Consider the following 17,676-nt stretch of genomic DNA (forward strand, 5'->3'; position numbering starts at 1 on the left):
TGCTAGCCCGCGCTTGGGGGACACTCGAAACACTGGAGATCGCAATGAAAACCGCAGCACGTCTTCTTGCCTCTTTCGCTCTCGTGGGCTTTGTCGCCACCGGTGCCATGGCGGCGACGTCGACCACGGCGACGATGCCCGCCGCCACCACGACAACGACCACGGCGCCAACCACGAAGAAGCCGAAAACCGCCATGACGCCTGAAAAGACCGCGATCTCGAAACAATGCTCGACCCTCGCGGATCAAAAAGGCCTCCACGGCAAGGACCGGGAGAAATTCCGCGCGGCCTGCAAGAAGAACGGCGGCAAGGCGCCGAGCTGATCCGTCGGATCACCTTCCGGCACGCTCCTGATCCCATCGCGTGGCGAAACAGCCGGCCGAACGGCTGAGGCGACGGTACAGTGCTCAGGCCCCGGCATGTCCGGGGCCTTTCACGTCTTCCAGAGCAGTTTAGACCGCGGCGCCCCAGGATTAGGCGCGTGCAAAAGGGTGCTTGCGCGTCGATTTCCGTCGGGCGATGGTGCGCCAACTTTGGAGGGGATCATGCGCAACATCACGATATCGGCGCTGCTGGCGATAGCCACCGTCTATGCGACCGCGGCCAACGCCTTGGACAGCTCGAACACGCCGGTCGTCGTCACGCCGCTGGCGTCTAAGACCACGACCGCGTCCGGCCAGCCGATCACCCTGCCGCAAAAGAATGTCGAGGTTCAGGTCTCGTCCTACCAGATCGCGCCGGGGGCGACCTTGCCCGTGCACAAGCACCCCTTCCCACGCTATGCCTATGTCGAGCAAGGCACGCTCAAGGTCACCAATGTCGAGACCGGCGCCGCCAACACCTACAAATCAGGCGACTTCATCGTCGAGATGATCGGCCAATGGCACCAGGCCACCAATATCGGCACTGATCCGGTGAAGCTTCTGGTGATCGACCAGGTCGAACAGGGCGCCAAGAACACGATCCTGAAGCAGTAGCCGGCAGGGCGACCGCTTCGAAGCGGACCTCTCGCCTCATCCCCAGGCGCCCACCGGCTGCCTGGTGGTGGCGTTCAGGCGGTTGAAGGCGTTGATCAGCGCGATCTGGATCACCAGGGCAGCGAGCGCCTTGTCGTCATAATGGCGCGCCGCCTCGTCCCAGACATCGTCCGGCACCGCGTCGGAGCGGTCGGCCAGCCGCGTCGCTGCTTCCGTCAGCGCAAGCGCCGCACGCTCGGCGTCGGTGAAATACGGCGTTTCGCGCCAAGCCGACACAGCGAAGATCCGCTCGTCCTTCTCGCCCGCCTTCTTCAGCTCACGCGCATGCATGTCGACGCAGACGGCGCAGGCGTTGATCTGGCTGGCGCGCAGGTGGACGAGCTTGCGCGTCACATAAGGCACCTCGCCGGCTTCGGTCGACTTGTCGAGCGCCAGAAGCGCCTGCAGCGCGCCGGGAATGAGCATCACCGGGTTTTTCAATCTTGCTTCCATCATTCGTCTCCTCGGATTCTTGCGGCCGCCTGGCTCGCGTCAATCAATAACTTTCCAGTTATGAGTTACCCATAACTTTGCAGTTATGCGTTGTCAAGCGAGTTGCATGGCTGGCGACTTCCATGGCTGGACCGATCGTTGCGGCTTTCGCGGCGGCTCGCCCGGTGCTAGGGCTGCCCATCTCATCGAAGGCATGGATGGAAACCGGTGGCGGACACGCAAAAACCCCTGATCGAAATCTGCGTCGAAGGCATTGACGGGCTGCTTGCCGCGCAGGCCGCCGGCGCCGACCGGGTCGAGCTCTGCGCCAGCCTGGTCGAGGGCGGCATCACGCCGAGCATGGGCACGGTGCGCGCCGCGCTCGAAAGCGCGACCATTCCCTTCCATGTTATCGTGCGGCCGCGCGGCGGCGACTTCCTTTACAGCGAGGCCGAATACCGATCGATGCTGGCCGATGTCGAAGCCCTGCGCGAGCTCGGCGTCGCCGGCGTCGTCGTCGGCTGCCTGACCGCCGACGGCGCCATCGACGAGGCGCGCATGAGCGCATTGGTCGAGGCCGCCGGCCCGCTCAACGTCACCTGCCACCGCGCCTTCGACATGACGCGCGATCCGGCCGCCGCGCTCGAAGCCCTCATCCGCTGCAAGGTCGGCCGCGTGCTGACCAGCGGCCAGCGCGACACGGCGGTCGAAGGCGTCGAGCTTCTGGCGGAGCTCGTCCGCCTGGCCGGCTCGCGCATCATCATCCTCGGCTGCGGCGCGCTCGCGCCCGACACGATCGGCGAGGTACGCAGGCGGACCGGATTGACCGAGATGCATTTCGCGGCACTCGCGGACGTGCCGAGCGCCATGCGCTACCGCAACCCGGATGTCGGCATGGGCGGCACCGACCTCGACCGCGAATACCGCAACACCGTGACCGACCAAGCCCTGGTGGCGGCGACGATCGCGGCCGCGCGGGCCTGATGGCAAAGGCGATGACCAGGGAATTGCCGCCGATCGAACACGTCTCGCCCGCCGCCGAGGCCGCGATCCTCGCCCTCAACAACGAGCATGCGGCGGAGCTGTCCTGGCTCGAGCCGGAACGGCTTTCGTTCCTGCTCGGCGAAGCGTTCTACACGCGCCGCATCGGCGCGCTCGAAGCCTTCATCATGTGCTTCGACCAGGACGCAAGCTACGACAGCCCGAACTTCCTCTGGTTTCGCGAGCGCTATCCGCGCTTCGTCTATGTCGATCGCGTCGTCGTCGCCGCGGACGCCCGCGGCCGCGGCCATGCCCGCCGGCTTTACGAGGATCTGTTCGAGCAGGCCCGGCGCGCCGGCCACACGATCGTCACCTGTGAGGTCAACGCCGATCCGCCGAATCCGGCTTCCGACGCCTTCCACGCAGCACTCGGCTTCGCCGAGGTCGGCGATGCGGTGATCCACGGCGGCAAGAAGTCGGTGCGCTATTGGGCTAAACCGATCGCCGCGTGAACGCTGCTGGCCATGAAAACAAGCCGTAGCTAATATAGACGCTCCGTTGGCTGGGGCGCGACATCATGCCAAGCAATGTCCTCCGCTTCGACGAGAGCTGGGACATCCCTGAAGGCACGCCGCAGGAAGTGTGGGACGTGCTGTCGGACGCTCAGCTTCTGCCGCTCTGGTGGGGCGATGCCTACAAGGAGGTCGAGCCGCTCGACAAGAAGGGCAAGGGCGTGGTCGGCGCCCGCGCCAGGGCGAGAGCGCGCGGCGCCCTGCCCTATGAGCTGAACTTCATCATCGAGGCCGCCGAGCTCGATCCCGGATGGCTGGTGGTCGTGAAGACCTTCGGCGACTTCGACGGGCTCTGGCGGGCCGAACTGTCGCCGTCGGGAAGCGGCACGCATGTCGACCTGATCTGGCAGGTCACGGTCGAGAGACCGATCCTCAAGCTGCTCGCGCCGCTGCTCAGACCCGCCTTCGCCTGGAATCATCGCTGGACGACGCCGCGCGGCGAAGCCGGGCTTCGCCGCTATCTCGCGGCGCAGAAAGATAGCCGCACCGGCCTCGCCGGTTGACGCCTGGTCTACCGGAACAATGGAACGGCGCTGACCACCGTTGTCCAGAAGCCCCAGACCAGAGGTATGCCGACCAGCAGCCAGGCGAGCGTCAGCTTGACGGTATTGGCGTTGTCCTGTGCCATCTCGATCTCCTATGCCCTCGCCGCTTCCGGCTTCATGTGGAAGCGCTCGGCCACCGGCCGCATCATCAAATTGAGTAGGAAGCCGACGGCGAGCAGACCGGCCATGATGTACATGGTCACCGTATATGCGTCGGCCTTCGCCACGCCGCCGTCGATCTGGTACTGGCGGATATAGTTGACCAGGACCGGGCCAAGCACGCCGGCAACCGACCAGGCCGTCAGCAACCGGCCATGAATGGCGCCGACATAGCGCACACCGAAGACATCTCGCAGATAGGCCGGAACGGTGGAAAAACCGCCGCCATACATGCTGAGGATGATCCCGTAGAACAGCACGAACAGGAACACGTTGCCGGATTTTCCGGTCCACGGCACGGCTGCATACAAGATCACACCCAGCACGAAAAAGATCGCGTAGGTCATCTTGCGGCCGATATAATCGCTGGCCGAGGCCCAGAAGAAGCGGCCGAGCATGTTGAAGATCGAAAGCAGGCCGACAAAGCCTGCGGCCGCCGCCGCCGTGATGCGTCCCGGGAACATCTCCTGGCTCATGGCCGAGGCCTGGCCGAGCACGCCGATGCCGGCCGTAACGTTGAGGCACAGCACACCCCATAACAGCCAGAACTGCGGCGTCTTCAGCGCATCGTCGAGATGGACATTGGCGCTGGTGACCATCGCGCCTTGCGTTGCGGGCGGTGTCCAGCCGACGGGCCGCCAGCCTTCCGGGGGCACTCTTACCATGGTGGCGCCGATCATCATGAAGATGAAATAGGTGATGCCGAGCACGATGAAGGTTTCGGCGACGCCGATATGTTCGGGCGTCGAGAACAGGTTCATCAGATAAACCGAGAGCGGCGAGGCTATGAAGGCGCCGCCCCCGAAGCCCATGATCGCCATACCGGTCGCCATCCCTGGCCGATCCGGAAACCAGGTGATCAGCGTCTTCACCGGCGAAATGTAGCCGAGGCCGAGACCGATGCCGCCAAGCACGCCATAACCAAGATAGATGATCCAGAGCTGGTGCAGATAGACGCCGAGCGCAGAGATGATGAAGCCGCCACCAAAACAGCAGGCGGCCGCGACCATCGCCTTGCGCGGTCCGACACGGTCGAGCCAGCCACCACCGAAGGCAGCTGCAATGCCAAGGAACAGAATTGCGATCGAGAATATCCAGCCGAGCCCTGTCAGCTTCCAGTCGTCAGGCGCCGACTCGGTGATGCCGATCAGCTTCGACATCGGCAGGTTGAACACACTGAACGCGTAAGCCTGACCGATGCACAGATGAATGCAAAGCGCCGCCGGGGGCACCATCCATCGGCTGAATCCCGGCTCCGCAACCGTGTGAGAGCGATCGAGCCAACCGCCCGCTCCTTCGACAGTGGTCGTTGTCATGTCTTCCTCCCGTTGTCCTATCTGGAAAACCTAGAAGGAGAAACGAGAGCGGCAACAAAGAATTCCTTCCTTAGTACCAATGTCTAATGCTGCTTGTCGCAGCGATCATCGAGCAGATATGCGATATTCTCCGACTTAAATTAGAATTCTATAATTAGCTTATAAATGAAAGACTGCCGTCGGCTAACACGATCTGAGGGATGCTCACCAATTGCGGTTGAGCCAGCCGCGGGCTGGTTTCTCGATCACGTAATAACTGCAGAGCGCGCAAGCGAAGACAGCCGCCAGCATCGGGATCGGCGCGCTGCCGCGCTCATCGACGAATTTGTAGAAAGGCTGCTGCCAGAGATAGAGCGAGTAGGACCATAGCCCGAGCATCACCATCGACCGCGATGACAGCAGCCCCCTGAGAGTGCCGCCGGCGAAGTCGAGCGTGTTGACCGCCAGCGCCAGAAGCGGCACGGCGAGGGTGTAATGCAGGCTCGTCGGTATTGGGTTGCTGAACAGCAGAACGCCGCCGGCCGCGGCCGCGAGAGCCACATGCTGGCTTTGCAGGAAAGCCGGCAGGCGGGCGTCGGCCTTGAGCAGGCAGATCGCGGCCGAAAGCAGGATCGAGGCGATATGCACGTCGGTGCGCCAGTAGGTGGTCTCGTAGCCCATGCCGAGAACGCCGTACGAAATGACGCCGTTGGCCATCGCCAGCAGCGCCAGCACCAGAAGGAGCCGAATGACATTAGCGCGGCCGGTAACCACCACGCTGATCAGCGCGAGCAGGATGTAGGAATGCTCCTCGACGCAGAGCGACCAGATGTGGTCGAGCGCGCCGGCCCGGTTGATGAAGATGCCGGCGTAATTGTAGGTGAAGGTCAGCGCCGTCAGCGCCGCCTTCCATTTGAAGGCGATATAGGTGCCGGCGAGGCCGATCATCGCGGCAATCACGAACACAAGCAGCGCGGGATAGATGCGCGAGAAGCGGCGCTTGAAGAATTTCTTCAGCGGAAAACGCTCGATGAACAGGATTTCGCCCATTAGCCGACCGCTCAGCACAAAGAAGAACTCAACACCGAGAACGCCGAGATTGATGCCGGGAACGGGAAAAAAATGCCCGATCAGCACAAGAGCGATTGACAGGCCGCGCCAGCCGTCGAGATAGGCCAGCCTTGTCCGCGCCGCTTTGTCGGCTGTGGCCCGTGGCAGGACAACGGACGCTGCGGAGATGTCGGTCATACCGTGCCTTCGCAACTCGAGGTCCGCATGCGAAGCATTGCCCGCGTCTTGGACCATCTGGTATTCCCGCCGGATTTATTTTGCAGTGCGGGATAACTTTGTGCAAGTGCGAAGCTGCAATTCGACAGGCGTTTCCGGCTAAGCCGTTGCCGCGGCTAAAGAAAAAGGGGCCAAGGCGGCCCCTTCTTTCATCCGCGGCGTCGCTGTTCAGGCGTTGGCGGCGGCCACGGCGCGCTTGGCCATCACCGCGATCAGATTGGCGCGGTAGTCGGCGGAGGCATGGATATCGCTCATCAGCCCCTTTGCCGGCACTTTGAGGCCGCCGAGCGCGGCGGCGTCGAAATTCTTCGCCAGCGCCGCCTCGATCTCCTTGGAGCGGAAAACGCCGTCTTCGCCGGCGCCGGTCACTGCCGCCCTCGCCCCGTCCTTGCCCTTGGTCACGAACACGCCGACGATGGCGTAGCGCGAAGCCGGATTGCGGAACTTCTGGTAGGCCGCCTTGGCCGGAGCGGTGAAGCTCACCGCGGTGACGATCTCGCCTTCCTTCAGCGCCGTTTCGAACAGACCCTTGAAGAATTTGTCCGCCGCGATCTCGCGCTTGTTGGTGACGATCGTGGCGCCCAGCGCCAGCAGTGCCGCCGGATAGTCGGCCGCCGGATCGTTGTTGGCGATCGAGCCGCCGATCGTACCCCTGTGGCGCACCGCCGGATCGCCGATCAGCGATGCCATATGCGCAAGCGCCGGGCATGCCTTCTTCAGCTTCTCGTCGGTGGAGACGTCGTAATGCGTCGTCGCGGCGCCTATCGTCACTGTCTTGCCGGACACCTTGACGCCCTGCAGTTCCTTCAGCCGAGAGACATCGACAAGGTCCGATGGCGACGCGAGCCGCGTCTTCATCGCAGGGATCAGCGTCATGCCGCCGGACAGCAACTTGGCGTCGCCGTTCTTGAGCTGCCTGGCGGCGTCGGCAACGGAGGAAGCGCGATGGTAATTGACCGAATACATGCTCGTTCCTCCTCAGTGCTTCGTCGCGCGGATGGTTGCCCACACCGTCGCGGGCGACGCCGGCATGGCGATGTCGACGACGCCGAGCGCATCGGTGATGGCGTTGATGACCGCCGGCGGCGAACCGATGGCGCCGGCTTCGCCGCAGCCTTTGACGCCGAGCGGATTGCCCGGGCATGGCGTGTTCGAGGTCGAGACCTTGAACGACGGCAGGTCGCCCGCGCGCGGCATGGTGTAATCCATGTAGCTTGCGGTCAGAAGCTGGCCGCTGGAGTCGTAATGCGCGCCTTCCAGCAGCGCCTGGCCGACGCCTTGGGCGATGCCGCCATGCACCTGCCCCTCGACGATCATCGGATTGATGATGTTGCCGAAATCGTCCGCCGCGACGAACTGGATGATTTCCGTCGTGCCGGTTTCCGGATCGATCTCGACCTCGCAGATGTAGCAGCCGGCCGGGAAGGTGAAGTTGGACGGATCGTAGAAGGCCGTCTCCTTGAGCCCAGGCTCCATGCCCGCCGGCAAATTGTGGGCGGTATAGGAGGCAAGCGCCACCTGGAACCATGGCAGGCTCTTGTCGGTGCCCGCGACCTTGACCTCGCCATTCTCGATGACGATGTCGCCCTCGTCGGCTTCCAGCAGATGCGCGGCGATCTTCTTGGCCTTGGCCTCGACCTTGTCGAGCGCCTTGACGATGGCCGACATGCCGACGGCGCCGGACCGCGAGCCGTAGGTGCCCATGCCCATCTGCACCTTGTCGGTGTCGCCATGCACGATCGAGACCGAGTCGATCGGCACGCCGAAGCGCTGTGTGACCAATTGCGCGAAGGTCGTCTCATGGCCTTGGCCATGGCTGTGCGAGCCGGTGAGCACCTCGATCGTGCCCACGGCATTGACGCGCACCTCCGCCGATTCCCAGAGGCCGACGCCGGCGCCGAGCGAGCCGACCGCCGATGACGGCGCCAGGCCGCAGGCCTCGATGTAGCAGCTCATACCGATGCCGCGCAGCTTGCCCTGCTTGGCGGCGTCGGCGCGACGCTTGGTGAAGCCGGCATAGTCGGCGGCCTTCATGGCCGCATCGAGCGAAGCGTTATAATCGCCCGCGTCATACGCCATGATCACCGGCGTCTGGTGCGGGAAGGACGTGATGAAGTTGCGGCGTCTGAGTTCCGCCGGCGACACGCCAAGCTCGCGCGCGGCGGTCTCCATCATGCGCTCCAGCACATAGGTGGCCTCCGGCCGCCCTGCCCCGCGATAGGCATCGACGGGCGCGGTGTTGGTGTAGACGGTGCGCACATTGGCGTGGATCGCCGGGATATTGTACTGGCCCGACAGCAGCGTCGCGTAGAGATAGGTCGGCACGCAGGACGAGAACAGCGACATGTAGGCGCCGAGATTGGCGATCGTGTCGACCTTGAGGCCGGTGATGCGGTTGTCCTTGTCGAAGGCCATCTCCACCGTCGAGACATGGTCGCGGCCATGCGCGTCGGAGAGGAAGCTTTCGGTGCGGTCGGCCACCCATTTGACCGGTACACTGGTCTTCTTCGAGGCCCACAGGCAGACGATCTCTTCCGGATAGATGTAGATCTTGGAGCCGAAGCCGCCGCCGACATCCGGCGCGATCACGCGCAGCTTGTTTTCCGGCGCGACGTTGTAGAAGGCGCTCATCACCAACCGCGCGACATGCGGGTTCTGCGACGTCGTCCAGCAGGTGTAGTGGTCCTCGGCCTTGTCGTAATGGCCGAGAGCCGCGCGCGGCTCCATCGCATTCGGCACCAGCCGGTTGTTGACGATCTTCATGCGCGTGACATGGGCCGCCGACTTGATCGCCGCGTCGGTCGCCTTGCCGTCGCCGAGCTCCCAGTCGAAGATCAGGTTGTTCTCCGCCTCGGCATGGATCTGCGGCGCGCCGGACTGGATCGCCTTCGTGGCGTCGACCACGGCCTTCAGTTCCTTGTAGGTGATCTCGACCGCCTCTGCGGCGTCGCGTGCCTGACCCTTGGTGTCGGCGACGACGATGACGACCGCGTCGCCGACATAGCGCACCTTGTCGACGGCTAAGGGCGACCAGGCGCCCATCTTCATCGGCGTGCCATCCTTGGAGTGGATCATCCAGCCGCAGATCAAATTGCCGATGCCGTCGGCCTTGAGCTCCTTGCCGGTGAGCACACCGACGACGCCCGGCATCGCTTGCGCCTTTTTCACGTCGATCTTCTTGATCTGCGCATGCGCGTGCGGACTGCGCACGAACACGGCATGTTTCATGCCGGGAACCACCATGTCGTCGACATAGCGGCCACCGCCGGTGATGAACCTCTTGTCTTCCTTGCGCGCCACGCGGGCGCCGACGCCTTCGATACCCATAGGAAATTCCTCCGGAATTTAGTGAGTAGTGAGTAGCGAATAGTGAGTAGGGGAACGAATGGAGCGAAGGTCGGCCGTGAAGACGGCGACTATTCGCTACTCCCTATTCGCTATTCGCTTCCTCATGCTGCCTGCTTCGCCTTGCCCTTGGCGCCCTTCGCCATCGTCTCCGATGCGGCGAGGATCGCCTTCACGATGTTGTGGTAGCCCGTGCAGCGGCAGATATTGCCTTCGAGCTCGGCGCGCACCGTCGCCTCGTCGAGGCCTTGCGGGTGGCGCGCGATCATGTCGGTCGCGGTCATGATCATGCCCGGCGTGCAGAAGCCGCATTGCAGCCCGTGATGCTCCTTGAACGCGGCCTGCACCGGATGCAGTTCGGCGCCGTCGGCGAGCCCCTCGATGGTGACGACGGTCGAGCCCGAGGCCTGCACGGCCAGCATCGAGCAGGACTTCACCGCCCGGCCGTCGACATGCACGACGCAGGCGCCGCATTGCGAGGTGTCACAACCGACATGTGTGCCGGTGAGTCCGAGATGTTCCCTGAGGAAATGCACCAGAAGCGTTCGGTCCTCGGCGTTCCCGCTGACCCGCCTCCCATTCACAGTCAACGACACGTCCGACATGCAACCTCCCTGGGTATCAACCTTGGTCATTGCCGAATGCCGCGCTTGTGGTTCGGCAATGCGTTATTCGTGCACCGTACAACGGCCAAAACAGCCCTGCCAGCGCCGGTTCCATTGTACTTTCGATCATGGCAAAAGCTATGTGCAGCGCAGCAACCGGCCCCATTGCCAAAACCGGGATTGAAGGCAAAGATGCCTTCGACGCGAAGCGTGCCTGACACGCATAAGAAAAGACACGCACAAAAGAGCGTCGGAGGAAATTGCGGAGGAAGGCAGCTGGCCAGTTCGAGCACCCGCTATGCATCGGGCCTTTCGGCGCTCACCACGGATGAGCCCGACCCGAATGCCTTTGCCCGGGCAATCGCGGCCGAAGCGGCGGAGGGCAATGCTGGCTTTGCGCTTCTGTTCTTCTCCCAAAGCCTTGTCGACGCGGCTGCGCTCGCGCAAGCGCTGAAAGTCCATGCGCCGTCGCTCGCCTATGCCGGCTGCTCGACCGCCGGCGAAATCACGCCGCAGGGACTGGAGGAAGGGCATGCCCTTGCCCTGCTTTTGCCGGCGGCGTCGTTTTCGACCGTCAGCACCACCGTCGAGAACCTCTCCTCCTCCAGCATGGACGGGATCACCGGCGAGGTCGTGGAGCTGCGGCGCCTATTGCGCAGCCGCGCCGGCCAGGAGCGGGCGAAGAGCGTGTTCGCCCTCTGCTTCATCGACGGGCTTTCCTATGCCGAGGAAGCGGTGACCTCGGCCATCCATTGGGGGTTGGACGACATCCCGCTGATCGGCGGCTCGGCTGGCGACGACCTGAAATTCGAGACGACCAGCCTGATCTCGAACGGCAAGGTCACGTCCGACAGCGCCATCATCGTGCTAGTTGCGACAGAAATCCCTTTCCACGTCTTCAAGACCGACAATTTCATCCCGACCGACGAGAAGCTGGTGGTGACGGCGTCCGACCCGGACCACCGCATCGTGCGCGAATTCAACGCCACCAACGCGGCGGAGGAATACGCGGCCTCCGTCGGCACCGTGCCCCAGGCGCTGACGCCGCTGAGCTTCGCGTCCCATCCCGTCGTGGTGAAGGTGGCCGGCGAATATTACTGCCGTTCCATCCAGCGCATGCATGTCGACGGCTCGCTGTCGTTCTTCTGCGCCATCGACGACGGCGTCGTCCTGTCCATCGCCCAGCCGAAGAACATGGTGGAATCGACGCGTGCCGCGTTGCAGGATGCCGAACGCAAGCTCGGCGGCATCGACATGATCCTGGGCTTCGACTGTGTGCTGCGCCGGCTCGACGCGCGCAACCGCCAGGTCTACCGCGAGATTTCGGAACTCTACCGGACCAACAAGGTCATCGGCTTCGGCACCTATGGCGAGCAGTATCGCTCGATGCACCTCAACCAGACCTTTACCGGCATCGCCTTCGGCGAGCGCCAGGCAGCCGAGTGAGCGAGATGCCGCTTCGCGACATCAACGACCTCGAAAGGCTGAAGAAGATCAACGCAGCCCTCGTCAGCCGCGTCGAGCGTTCGATGGACCAGCAGGGCAACGCCTTCTCGCTGTTCCAGACCGCCATCTCGCTGGAAAATCGGGTACGCAACCGCACCGAGGAACTGCACGCGACGCTGCGCCGGCTCGAGCAGTCGAACATCGATCTCAGCGCGGCGAAGGAGAACGCCGAACTGGCGAACCTCTCCAAGACCAGGTTCCTCGCCGCCGCCAGCCACGACGTTCTGCAGCCGCTCAACGCCGCGCATCTGTCGGTCTCGGCGCTGGCCGAGGTGCAGACCAGCGAGGAAGGCACGAAACTGGTGCGCCAGGTCGAGCGCTCGCTGGAGACGATGGAAGACCTGCTGCGCACGCTGCTCGACATCTCGAAGCTCGACGCGGGGGTGGTGGAGCCGGAAATCGTCGACGTCAGCCTGGAAGCGCTGTTTTCCTCGCTGCGCTCGGATTTCCTGCCCGAAGCGGAAAAGAAAAGCCTGTCGCTCAAATTCAGGCCGGTGAACGTGGTCGTACGCTCCGACCGCACGCTGCTCAGGCGCATCCTGCAGAACATCCTCTCCAATGCGCTGCGTTACACCCGCTCGGGCGGCGTGCTGGTCGGCACCAGGCATCGTGGCGACACCATCCGCATCGACGTCGCCGACACCGGCTGCGGCATTCCCGAGGATCAGCGCGAGGCGGTGTTCGAGGAATTCCACCGCGGCACCTCGACGCTTGGCGATACGGCGATCGCCGGCGGACTTGGCCTAGGCCTCGCGATCGTGCGCCGCATGGCGGCGGCGCTCGGCCACCCCATCACCTTTTCCTCGAAGGTCGGGCGCGGCACCATCTTCCATATCGACGTGCCGGTCGGCATGGCCACGGCCGAACCGGCGATGGCCGCCGCCGACATGGAGCGGCCGCGCGGCTACGGCCTGTTCGGCACCAGGGTGCTGCTGGTCGAGAACGATCTGGATGTGCTCTCCGCCATGACCTCGCTGCTCGAGCGCTGGCAATGCCTGGTGCGCGCCGCCACCTCGACCGACGATGCGCTCGACCTGCTCGGCGACACCGCCTGGGTGCCCGACATCATCATCGCCGACCAGCATCTCGACGGCGGCGACCTCGGCACCGCGACGATCGCCGAAGTGCGCGACTATCTCGGCCGCCCCGTGCCGGCGCTGATCGTCACCGCCGACGGCTCCGAGCTCGTCGCCAAGGCCGCCCGCTCCGCCGGCATCGAGCTGATGCGCAAGCCGCTGAAGCCGGCGCAACTGCGCGCGCTGCTCGCGCATCTGCTGGCTTAGCCGATATACTTTGGCTGGAAATTTATTTGAGAAGAATTATCGATCGTCAGTAGTGATCGGAGAGACGTTTGACTACCCATGATGAAAAAATCAGAAAATCATTAGAATATCTTTTTTCTTCAGGAGAACTGATCGATTTAGGCCACTCTTCCCCTTTTTTTCAACTTCTGAAAAGAAATTTCCCTACCTCCGGATCAAAGATCGATTGGAAAAAGCTCCCAAAACAGACAACGAAAATCACCGAGCGCGAATCGGATTTTTTGTCATTCTTTAAGGAAATCGCCTCAGAACACAGACTTTTTGGAGACGCCATATATGTTGGGGATAGCTTGACCAATTTTGCACTCAAGTCACGCATCGAAATCATGGTCGATGTTATACCATACCTCATAGAAATACCTCAGCACCACTATTTCATAGATTTGGAATATAGGTGGTGCATATGCCTAAGCATGGAGGGAGACATGGACTTTGGCACAAGTCCATACATACACATTGCTTAACGAACTAAATTTGCATGAAAATCGGGGCCATCAACGGCCTCAAAACCCAGCCTGATCCCTGAACAGCTCCGCATTGTCCAGCTTCGAGACCTCGATCACCGCTTGCGTGCGACTATAGACGTTGAGCTTGCGCAGGATCTCAGAGACATGCGCCTTGACGGTGGTCTCGCCCACCTGCAGTTCGTAGGCGATCTGCTTGTTGAGCATGCCCTGGCGCAGCATCTGCAGGACCCTCAGCTGTTGCGGCGTCAGCCTGGCCAGGCGCTGCACCATGTCGGCGCGGTCGGTGCTGTCGGGATCGGGCGGCTGGCCCTCGTAGTTTTCCGGCACATAGACGGCGCCGTCCATCACCGAGCGGATGGCGGCGGCGAGATCGCTCTTGCGGGCCGATTTCGGGATGAAGCCGGCGGCGCCGTAGGACAGCGCCTCGGAAATGATCTTCGGCTCCTCATAGCCGGACACGATCACCACCGGCAGCCGCGGATAGCGGGTCCTGAGCTGCAACAAGCCCTCGAAGCCATGCACGTCGGGCATGCTCAAATCGAGCAGCGCGAGGTCGAACGGCTTGGCGTCGGCAAGAAGCTCGATCGCTTCCGCGATCGCCCGCGCCTCGACCGTGTCGACGTCCGGATAGGCCATCTGCACCGCGCTGTGCAGCGCCTCGCGAAACAGCGGGTGGTCGTCGATGATCAGGAAGCGGGCGCGATCGCTGACGGGGGTCATTGCACGGGTTCAGGCATCGGTTCGGTTTCGGCCGCCACAGGATAACCCGGTGACCGTGCTCAGATTATTGGCAAATAGTATACGCCCAATGATCCAGCGCATTGTCACTGAAACGACAGGCCGATGTGCCGGGAGGTCGAGTCTTGCCCATCCGTCAAAATCGGCGGAAGGTGCGCACGATTCATGCCAACCCAGAGAAAACTCATGCCAGAATTCGTCCTTCCGCCACCGGCGATTGCTTCGGTTGCCGTCGCAGGCTCGGCGGAGCGGTTTGCCGTGCGCCGTATCTTCTGCGTCGGCCGAAATTACGCCGCGCATGCGCGCGAGCTCGGCAATGACGAGCGCGACCCGCCCTTCTTCTTCACCAAGCCCGCCGATGCGGTGGTCGACAGCGGCGCCGAGATCCCTTACCCGCCGCTGACTTCCAACCTGCATCACGAGATCGAGCTGGTCGTCGCCATCGGCAAGGCCGGCTTCCGCATTCCGCGCGCAGAAGCGCTCGCCCATGTCTGGGGCTATGGCGTCGGCGTCGACCTGACCCGTCGCGACCTGCAGGATCAGGCCAAGAAAGCTGCGCGGCCCTGGGACTGGTCGAAGGCGTTCGACCAGTCCGCGCCTTGCGGCCCGCTGGTTCCGGCCGCGAAATCGGGGCATCCGGAGAAAGGCCGCATCTGGCTCGCCGTCAACGGCGCGGTGAAACAGGACGGCGATCTTGCCGAATTGATCTGGCCAATCGCCGACATCGTCTCGATCTGCAGCGAGGCGGTCGAGCTTCGGCCTGGCGACCTGATCTTCACCGGCACGCCGGCCGGCGTCGGCGCGGTCCAGGCCGGCGACAGGATCACCGGCGGTGTCGACGGCATCGGCGAGATCGCGGTGAGCATCGGGCAGCCGAGGTGATGAGCGACCTCGTCCTCCACAATTACTACCGCTCCTCCACCTCTTACCGGGTGCGGATTGCGCTGGCGATGAAGGGGTTGGACTACACCTATGTGCCGCACCATCTGCGCCATGGCGAGCATCTCGAGCCCGCCTATCTCGCGGTCAATCCGCAAGGTCTGGTGCCGGCGCTGGTGCTGGACGACGGCAGGCTTTTGACGCAATCGCTGGCGATCATCGAATATCTCGACGAAATCCAGCCGGAGCCACCGCTGCTGCCGAAGGATGCGCTCGGTCGGGCTCGTGTCAGGATGCTGGCGCAGATGATCGCCTGCGACATCCACCCGGTGAACAATCTGCGCGTGCTGACCTCGCTTCGCAGTTTGTTCGGCGCCGGCGACGAGGATGTCGTCAACTGGTTCAGGCATTGGGTGAACGAAGGTTTCCAGCCGCTTGAAAAGATTCTGGCCTCATCGCCCGAGACTGGCGCGTTTTGCCATGGCGACACGCCCGGCCTGGCCGATATCTGCCTTGCCGCGCAGGTCACCAGCAACGCCCGCTTCGGCGTGGACATGGCGCCCTATCCGGTTATCGCGCGCATCAACGCCGCCTGCATGGCGCTGCCGGCATTCCAGAAGGCTGCGCCGCAGAACCAGATCGATGCGGAGTAGCCCGGCTTAGCGCCCTACCCGCAACGTAGCGGCCCAGAACGCCAGCGCCGCCAGGCCGATGCCCGCGCCAAGCAGGCAGACGCCGATCCAACCCCAGGCGCCATAGGTCATGGTCGAGGCGATCGAGCCGAGCGCGCTGCCCAGCGAATAGAAGATCATATAGCCGCCGACCAGCCTGCTGCGGGCGTCCGGCCGGCGGGCAAAGATCAGGCTTTGGTTGGTGACGTGCACCGCCTGGATGGCGAGATCGAGCATGACGATGCCCAGCACCAGCAACCACAAGGACGTGCCCATGAAGGCGATCGGCAGCCAGGCGGCGGCCATCAGCAGCAGGCTGAGGCCGGTGACCAATTGGCCCTGTCCGCGATCGACAAGCGTACCGGTCCAGCGCGCGCCGAGCGCGCCTGCGACGCCCGCCAGGCCGAACAGGCCGATCTCGGTATGCGACAGCGAAAAAGGCGGGGCCGCCAGCGGCAGCACCAATGGCGCCCACAGCACGTTGAAGCTGGCGAAGATCAGCATGGCGAGCACCGCGCGCACCCGCAGCAGCGGCTCCTCCTCGAACAGCCGCAGCACCGAACCCAGAAGGCCCGCATAGGATGTACGCGGCCGCGCGGCCTCATGGCGAGGCAGGACCCGGAACAGGATCGCCGCCATCACCAGCGTCAGCACCGCCGAGACGAGATAGACGGAGCGCCAGCCAGCGAAATCGGCGACCAGTCCCGAGACGAAGCGCGCCAGCAGGATGCCTGTTATGACGCCGCTGGTGACAGTGCCCACCGCCCGGCCCCGCTCGGCCGGCGCCGCCAGGTCGGCGGCATAGGCGACCAGGACCTGCACGACGACGGCGAGCACCCCGACCGCCGCAAGGCTCGCGAGCAGGACCGCCGCGCTTGGCGAAAAGCCGACAAGGACCAGCGCCAGAGCGGAAAGCACGGCCTGGGCGGCGACCAGCTTGCGGCGGTCGAAGAGATCGCCGAGCGGCACGATGAAGAACAGGCCGAGCGCATAGCCGATCTGCGTCACCGTCACCACGACGCCGACCGAGGCTGGGTCGATGGAAAAGTCATGCGCGATGGCGTCGAGCAGCGGATGCGCGAAATAGACATTGGCGACGCTCAGGCCGCAGGCAATTGCAAAGATGAGCGCGGTGACGCGCGGGAATCCTGGCTTTGGCTTCTCTACCGCGCCTTCTTCCAACCGTCGCAGATCGGCATTTTGCAGCTGCAGGTTCATCGTGCTGGCTCCGTTCGGTTTCAACTTGAAACCATTGCGGAATAGAGAACAAGGTTTTATCTTGCAACCACAAATCGGAAATCTGGACGAATTGCATGGTTAAACGGACGAGCCATCAAAGCGCGGACTGCCTCATCGCCAGGCCGCTTGATGCGATCGGCGACTGGTGGTCGCTGCTCATCGTGCGCGACGCCTTCGACGGCATGCGGCGCTTCGGCGAATTCCAGAAGAGCCTTGGCGTGGCGAAGAACATCCTGTCGGCGCGGCTGCGCAATCTGGTTGCGCACGGCATCCTCGAAACCGTTCCGGCGCCGGATGGCAGCGCGCATCATGAATATGTGCTGACCGAAAAGGGCCGTGGCCTGTTCTATGTCCTGGTCGCGCTGCGCCAATGGGGCGAGACCTATTTCTCCGGGCCGGGCGAGCCTTACACCTTCATGGTCGACAACGAGAGCGGCAAGCCGATCCGGCGCCTGGAGGTGCATGCGGAGGACGGACGCCTGCTTGCGCCCGGCGAAACGCGGCTCGCCGATTTCCGCCAACAGCCGGAGTAGATGATCAGGCCGCCAGCCGCGGCCCTGGCAGAATCGATTTCCGGTCAACCGGCGGTGGAATCGGCTATCGTCAGCTCAAATACG

18 protein-coding genes are annotated in these 17,676 nt (G+C 63.4%); 10 read left to right on the top strand and 8 right to left on the bottom strand.

Going from position 1 to position 17,676, the window contains the following annotated elements:
- Positions 1-44 precede the first annotated feature (44 nt).
- Entirely contained in the window at positions 45-323 is a 279-nt protein-coding gene (locus tag LB572_RS08875) for a hypothetical protein (RefSeq protein ID WP_224667463.1), read from the top strand.
- Between the two features lie 222 nt (positions 324-545).
- Positions 546-977 (top strand): cupin domain-containing protein, encoded by a 432-nt coding sequence (locus tag LB572_RS08880; protein ID WP_140808811.1) that lies wholly within the window; start codon positions 546-548, stop codon positions 975-977.
- 36 nt (positions 978-1,013) lie between these two features.
- Here the strand turns inward: LB572_RS08880 and LB572_RS08885 are convergent, their stop codons facing one another.
- Entirely contained in the window at positions 1,014-1,469 is a 456-nt protein-coding gene (locus LB572_RS08885) for a carboxymuconolactone decarboxylase family protein (protein ID WP_140808813.1), read from the bottom strand.
- Positions 1,470-1,676: 207 nt separating this feature from the next.
- On the opposite strand from LB572_RS08885, the gene LB572_RS08890 reads away from it, so the two are divergent.
- The 3 genes from LB572_RS08890 (at position 1,677) to LB572_RS08900 (ending at position 3,504) form a co-directional block, all read left to right on the top strand.
- Complete coding sequence (locus tag LB572_RS08890) at positions 1,677-2,432, top strand: copper homeostasis protein CutC (protein ID WP_224667464.1); 756 nt, start codon at positions 1,677-1,679, stop codon at positions 2,430-2,432.
- A gap of 11 nt (positions 2,433-2,443) precedes the next feature.
- Positions 2,444-2,941, top strand: a complete 498-nt coding sequence (locus tag LB572_RS08895; protein WP_140808835.1) for a GNAT family N-acetyltransferase — start codon at positions 2,444-2,446, stop codon at positions 2,939-2,941.
- 65 nt (positions 2,942-3,006) lie between these two features.
- Positions 3,007-3,504 carry an SRPBCC family protein gene (locus tag LB572_RS08900; protein ID WP_224667466.1) on the top strand — a complete coding sequence of 166 codons (498 nt, stop codon included), beginning with the start codon at positions 3,007-3,009 and terminating at the stop codon, positions 3,502-3,504.
- Positions 3,505-3,638: 134 nt separating this feature from the next.
- Here the strand turns inward: LB572_RS08900 and LB572_RS08905 are convergent, their stop codons facing one another.
- The 5 genes from LB572_RS08905 to LB572_RS08925 all read right to left on the bottom strand — a co-directional run bounded on the left by LB572_RS08905 (position 3,639) and on the right by LB572_RS08925 (position 10,237).
- Positions 3,639-5,021 (bottom strand): OFA family MFS transporter, encoded by a 1,383-nt coding sequence (locus LB572_RS08905; RefSeq protein WP_224667467.1) that lies wholly within the window; start codon positions 5,019-5,021, stop codon positions 3,639-3,641.
- Positions 5,022-5,225: 204 nt separating this feature from the next.
- Entirely contained in the window at positions 5,226-6,248 is a 1,023-nt protein-coding gene (locus LB572_RS08910) for an acyltransferase family protein (RefSeq protein ID WP_224667468.1), read from the bottom strand.
- Between the two features lie 207 nt (positions 6,249-6,455).
- Entirely contained in the window at positions 6,456-7,253 is a 798-nt protein-coding gene (locus tag LB572_RS08915; RefSeq protein ID WP_224667469.1) for an FAD binding domain-containing protein, read from the bottom strand.
- Positions 7,254-7,265: 12 nt separating this feature from the next.
- Positions 7,266-9,614 (bottom strand): xanthine dehydrogenase family protein molybdopterin-binding subunit, encoded by a 2,349-nt coding sequence (locus LB572_RS08920; protein ID WP_224667470.1) that lies wholly within the window; start codon positions 9,612-9,614, stop codon positions 7,266-7,268.
- 122 nt (positions 9,615-9,736) lie between these two features.
- Positions 9,737-10,237, bottom strand: coding sequence for a (2Fe-2S)-binding protein (locus LB572_RS08925; RefSeq protein WP_140808829.1), 501 nt, complete (start codon positions 10,235-10,237; stop codon positions 9,737-9,739).
- Positions 10,238-10,429: 192 nt separating this feature from the next.
- On the opposite strand from LB572_RS08925, the gene LB572_RS08930 reads away from it, so the two are divergent.
- The gene (locus LB572_RS08930) at positions 10,430-11,683 is read left to right on the top strand and encodes an FIST N-terminal domain-containing protein (RefSeq protein WP_224667471.1); all 1,254 of its coding nucleotides are present in this window, start codon (positions 10,430-10,432) and stop codon (positions 11,681-11,683) included.
- 5 nt (positions 11,684-11,688) lie between these two features.
- Positions 11,689-13,026, top strand: a complete 1,338-nt coding sequence (locus tag LB572_RS08935; protein ID WP_140808837.1) for a hybrid sensor histidine kinase/response regulator — start codon at positions 11,689-11,691, stop codon at positions 13,024-13,026.
- Positions 13,027-13,568: 542 nt separating this feature from the next.
- Here the strand turns inward: LB572_RS08935 and LB572_RS08940 are convergent.
- Complete coding sequence (locus tag LB572_RS08940; RefSeq protein WP_224667472.1) at positions 13,569-14,252, bottom strand: response regulator; 684 nt, start codon at positions 14,250-14,252, stop codon at positions 13,569-13,571.
- Between the two features lie 204 nt (positions 14,253-14,456).
- Between LB572_RS08940 and LB572_RS08945 the strand changes: the two genes are divergently transcribed.
- A complete protein-coding gene (locus LB572_RS08945; protein WP_224667473.1) occupies positions 14,457-15,152 on the top strand; it encodes a fumarylacetoacetate hydrolase family protein in 696 nt (231 codons plus the stop codon).
- Positions 15,152-15,802 (top strand): maleylacetoacetate isomerase, encoded by a 651-nt coding sequence (gene maiA / locus LB572_RS08950; RefSeq protein ID WP_224667474.1) that lies wholly within the window; start codon positions 15,152-15,154, stop codon positions 15,800-15,802. Before LB572_RS08945 ends, maiA begins: the two co-directional genes overlap by 1 nt.
- Positions 15,803-15,808: 6 nt before the next feature.
- Here the strand turns inward: maiA and LB572_RS08955 are convergent, their stop codons facing one another.
- Complete coding sequence (locus LB572_RS08955) at positions 15,809-17,038, bottom strand: MFS transporter (RefSeq protein WP_224667475.1); 1,230 nt, start codon at positions 17,036-17,038, stop codon at positions 15,809-15,811.
- Positions 17,039-17,133: 95 nt separating this feature from the next.
- Between LB572_RS08955 and LB572_RS08960 the strand changes: the two genes are divergently transcribed.
- On the top strand, positions 17,134-17,592 hold the full coding sequence (locus tag LB572_RS08960) for a winged helix-turn-helix transcriptional regulator (RefSeq protein WP_224667476.1): 459 nt from the start codon (positions 17,134-17,136) through the stop codon (positions 17,590-17,592).
- The last annotated feature ends 84 nt before the right edge of the window (positions 17,593-17,676 follow it).

The sequence above is a fragment of the Mesorhizobium sp. BH1-1-5 genome (genome assembly GCF_020165615.1).
Taxonomy (GTDB): Bacteria; Pseudomonadota; Alphaproteobacteria; order Rhizobiales; family Rhizobiaceae; genus Mesorhizobium.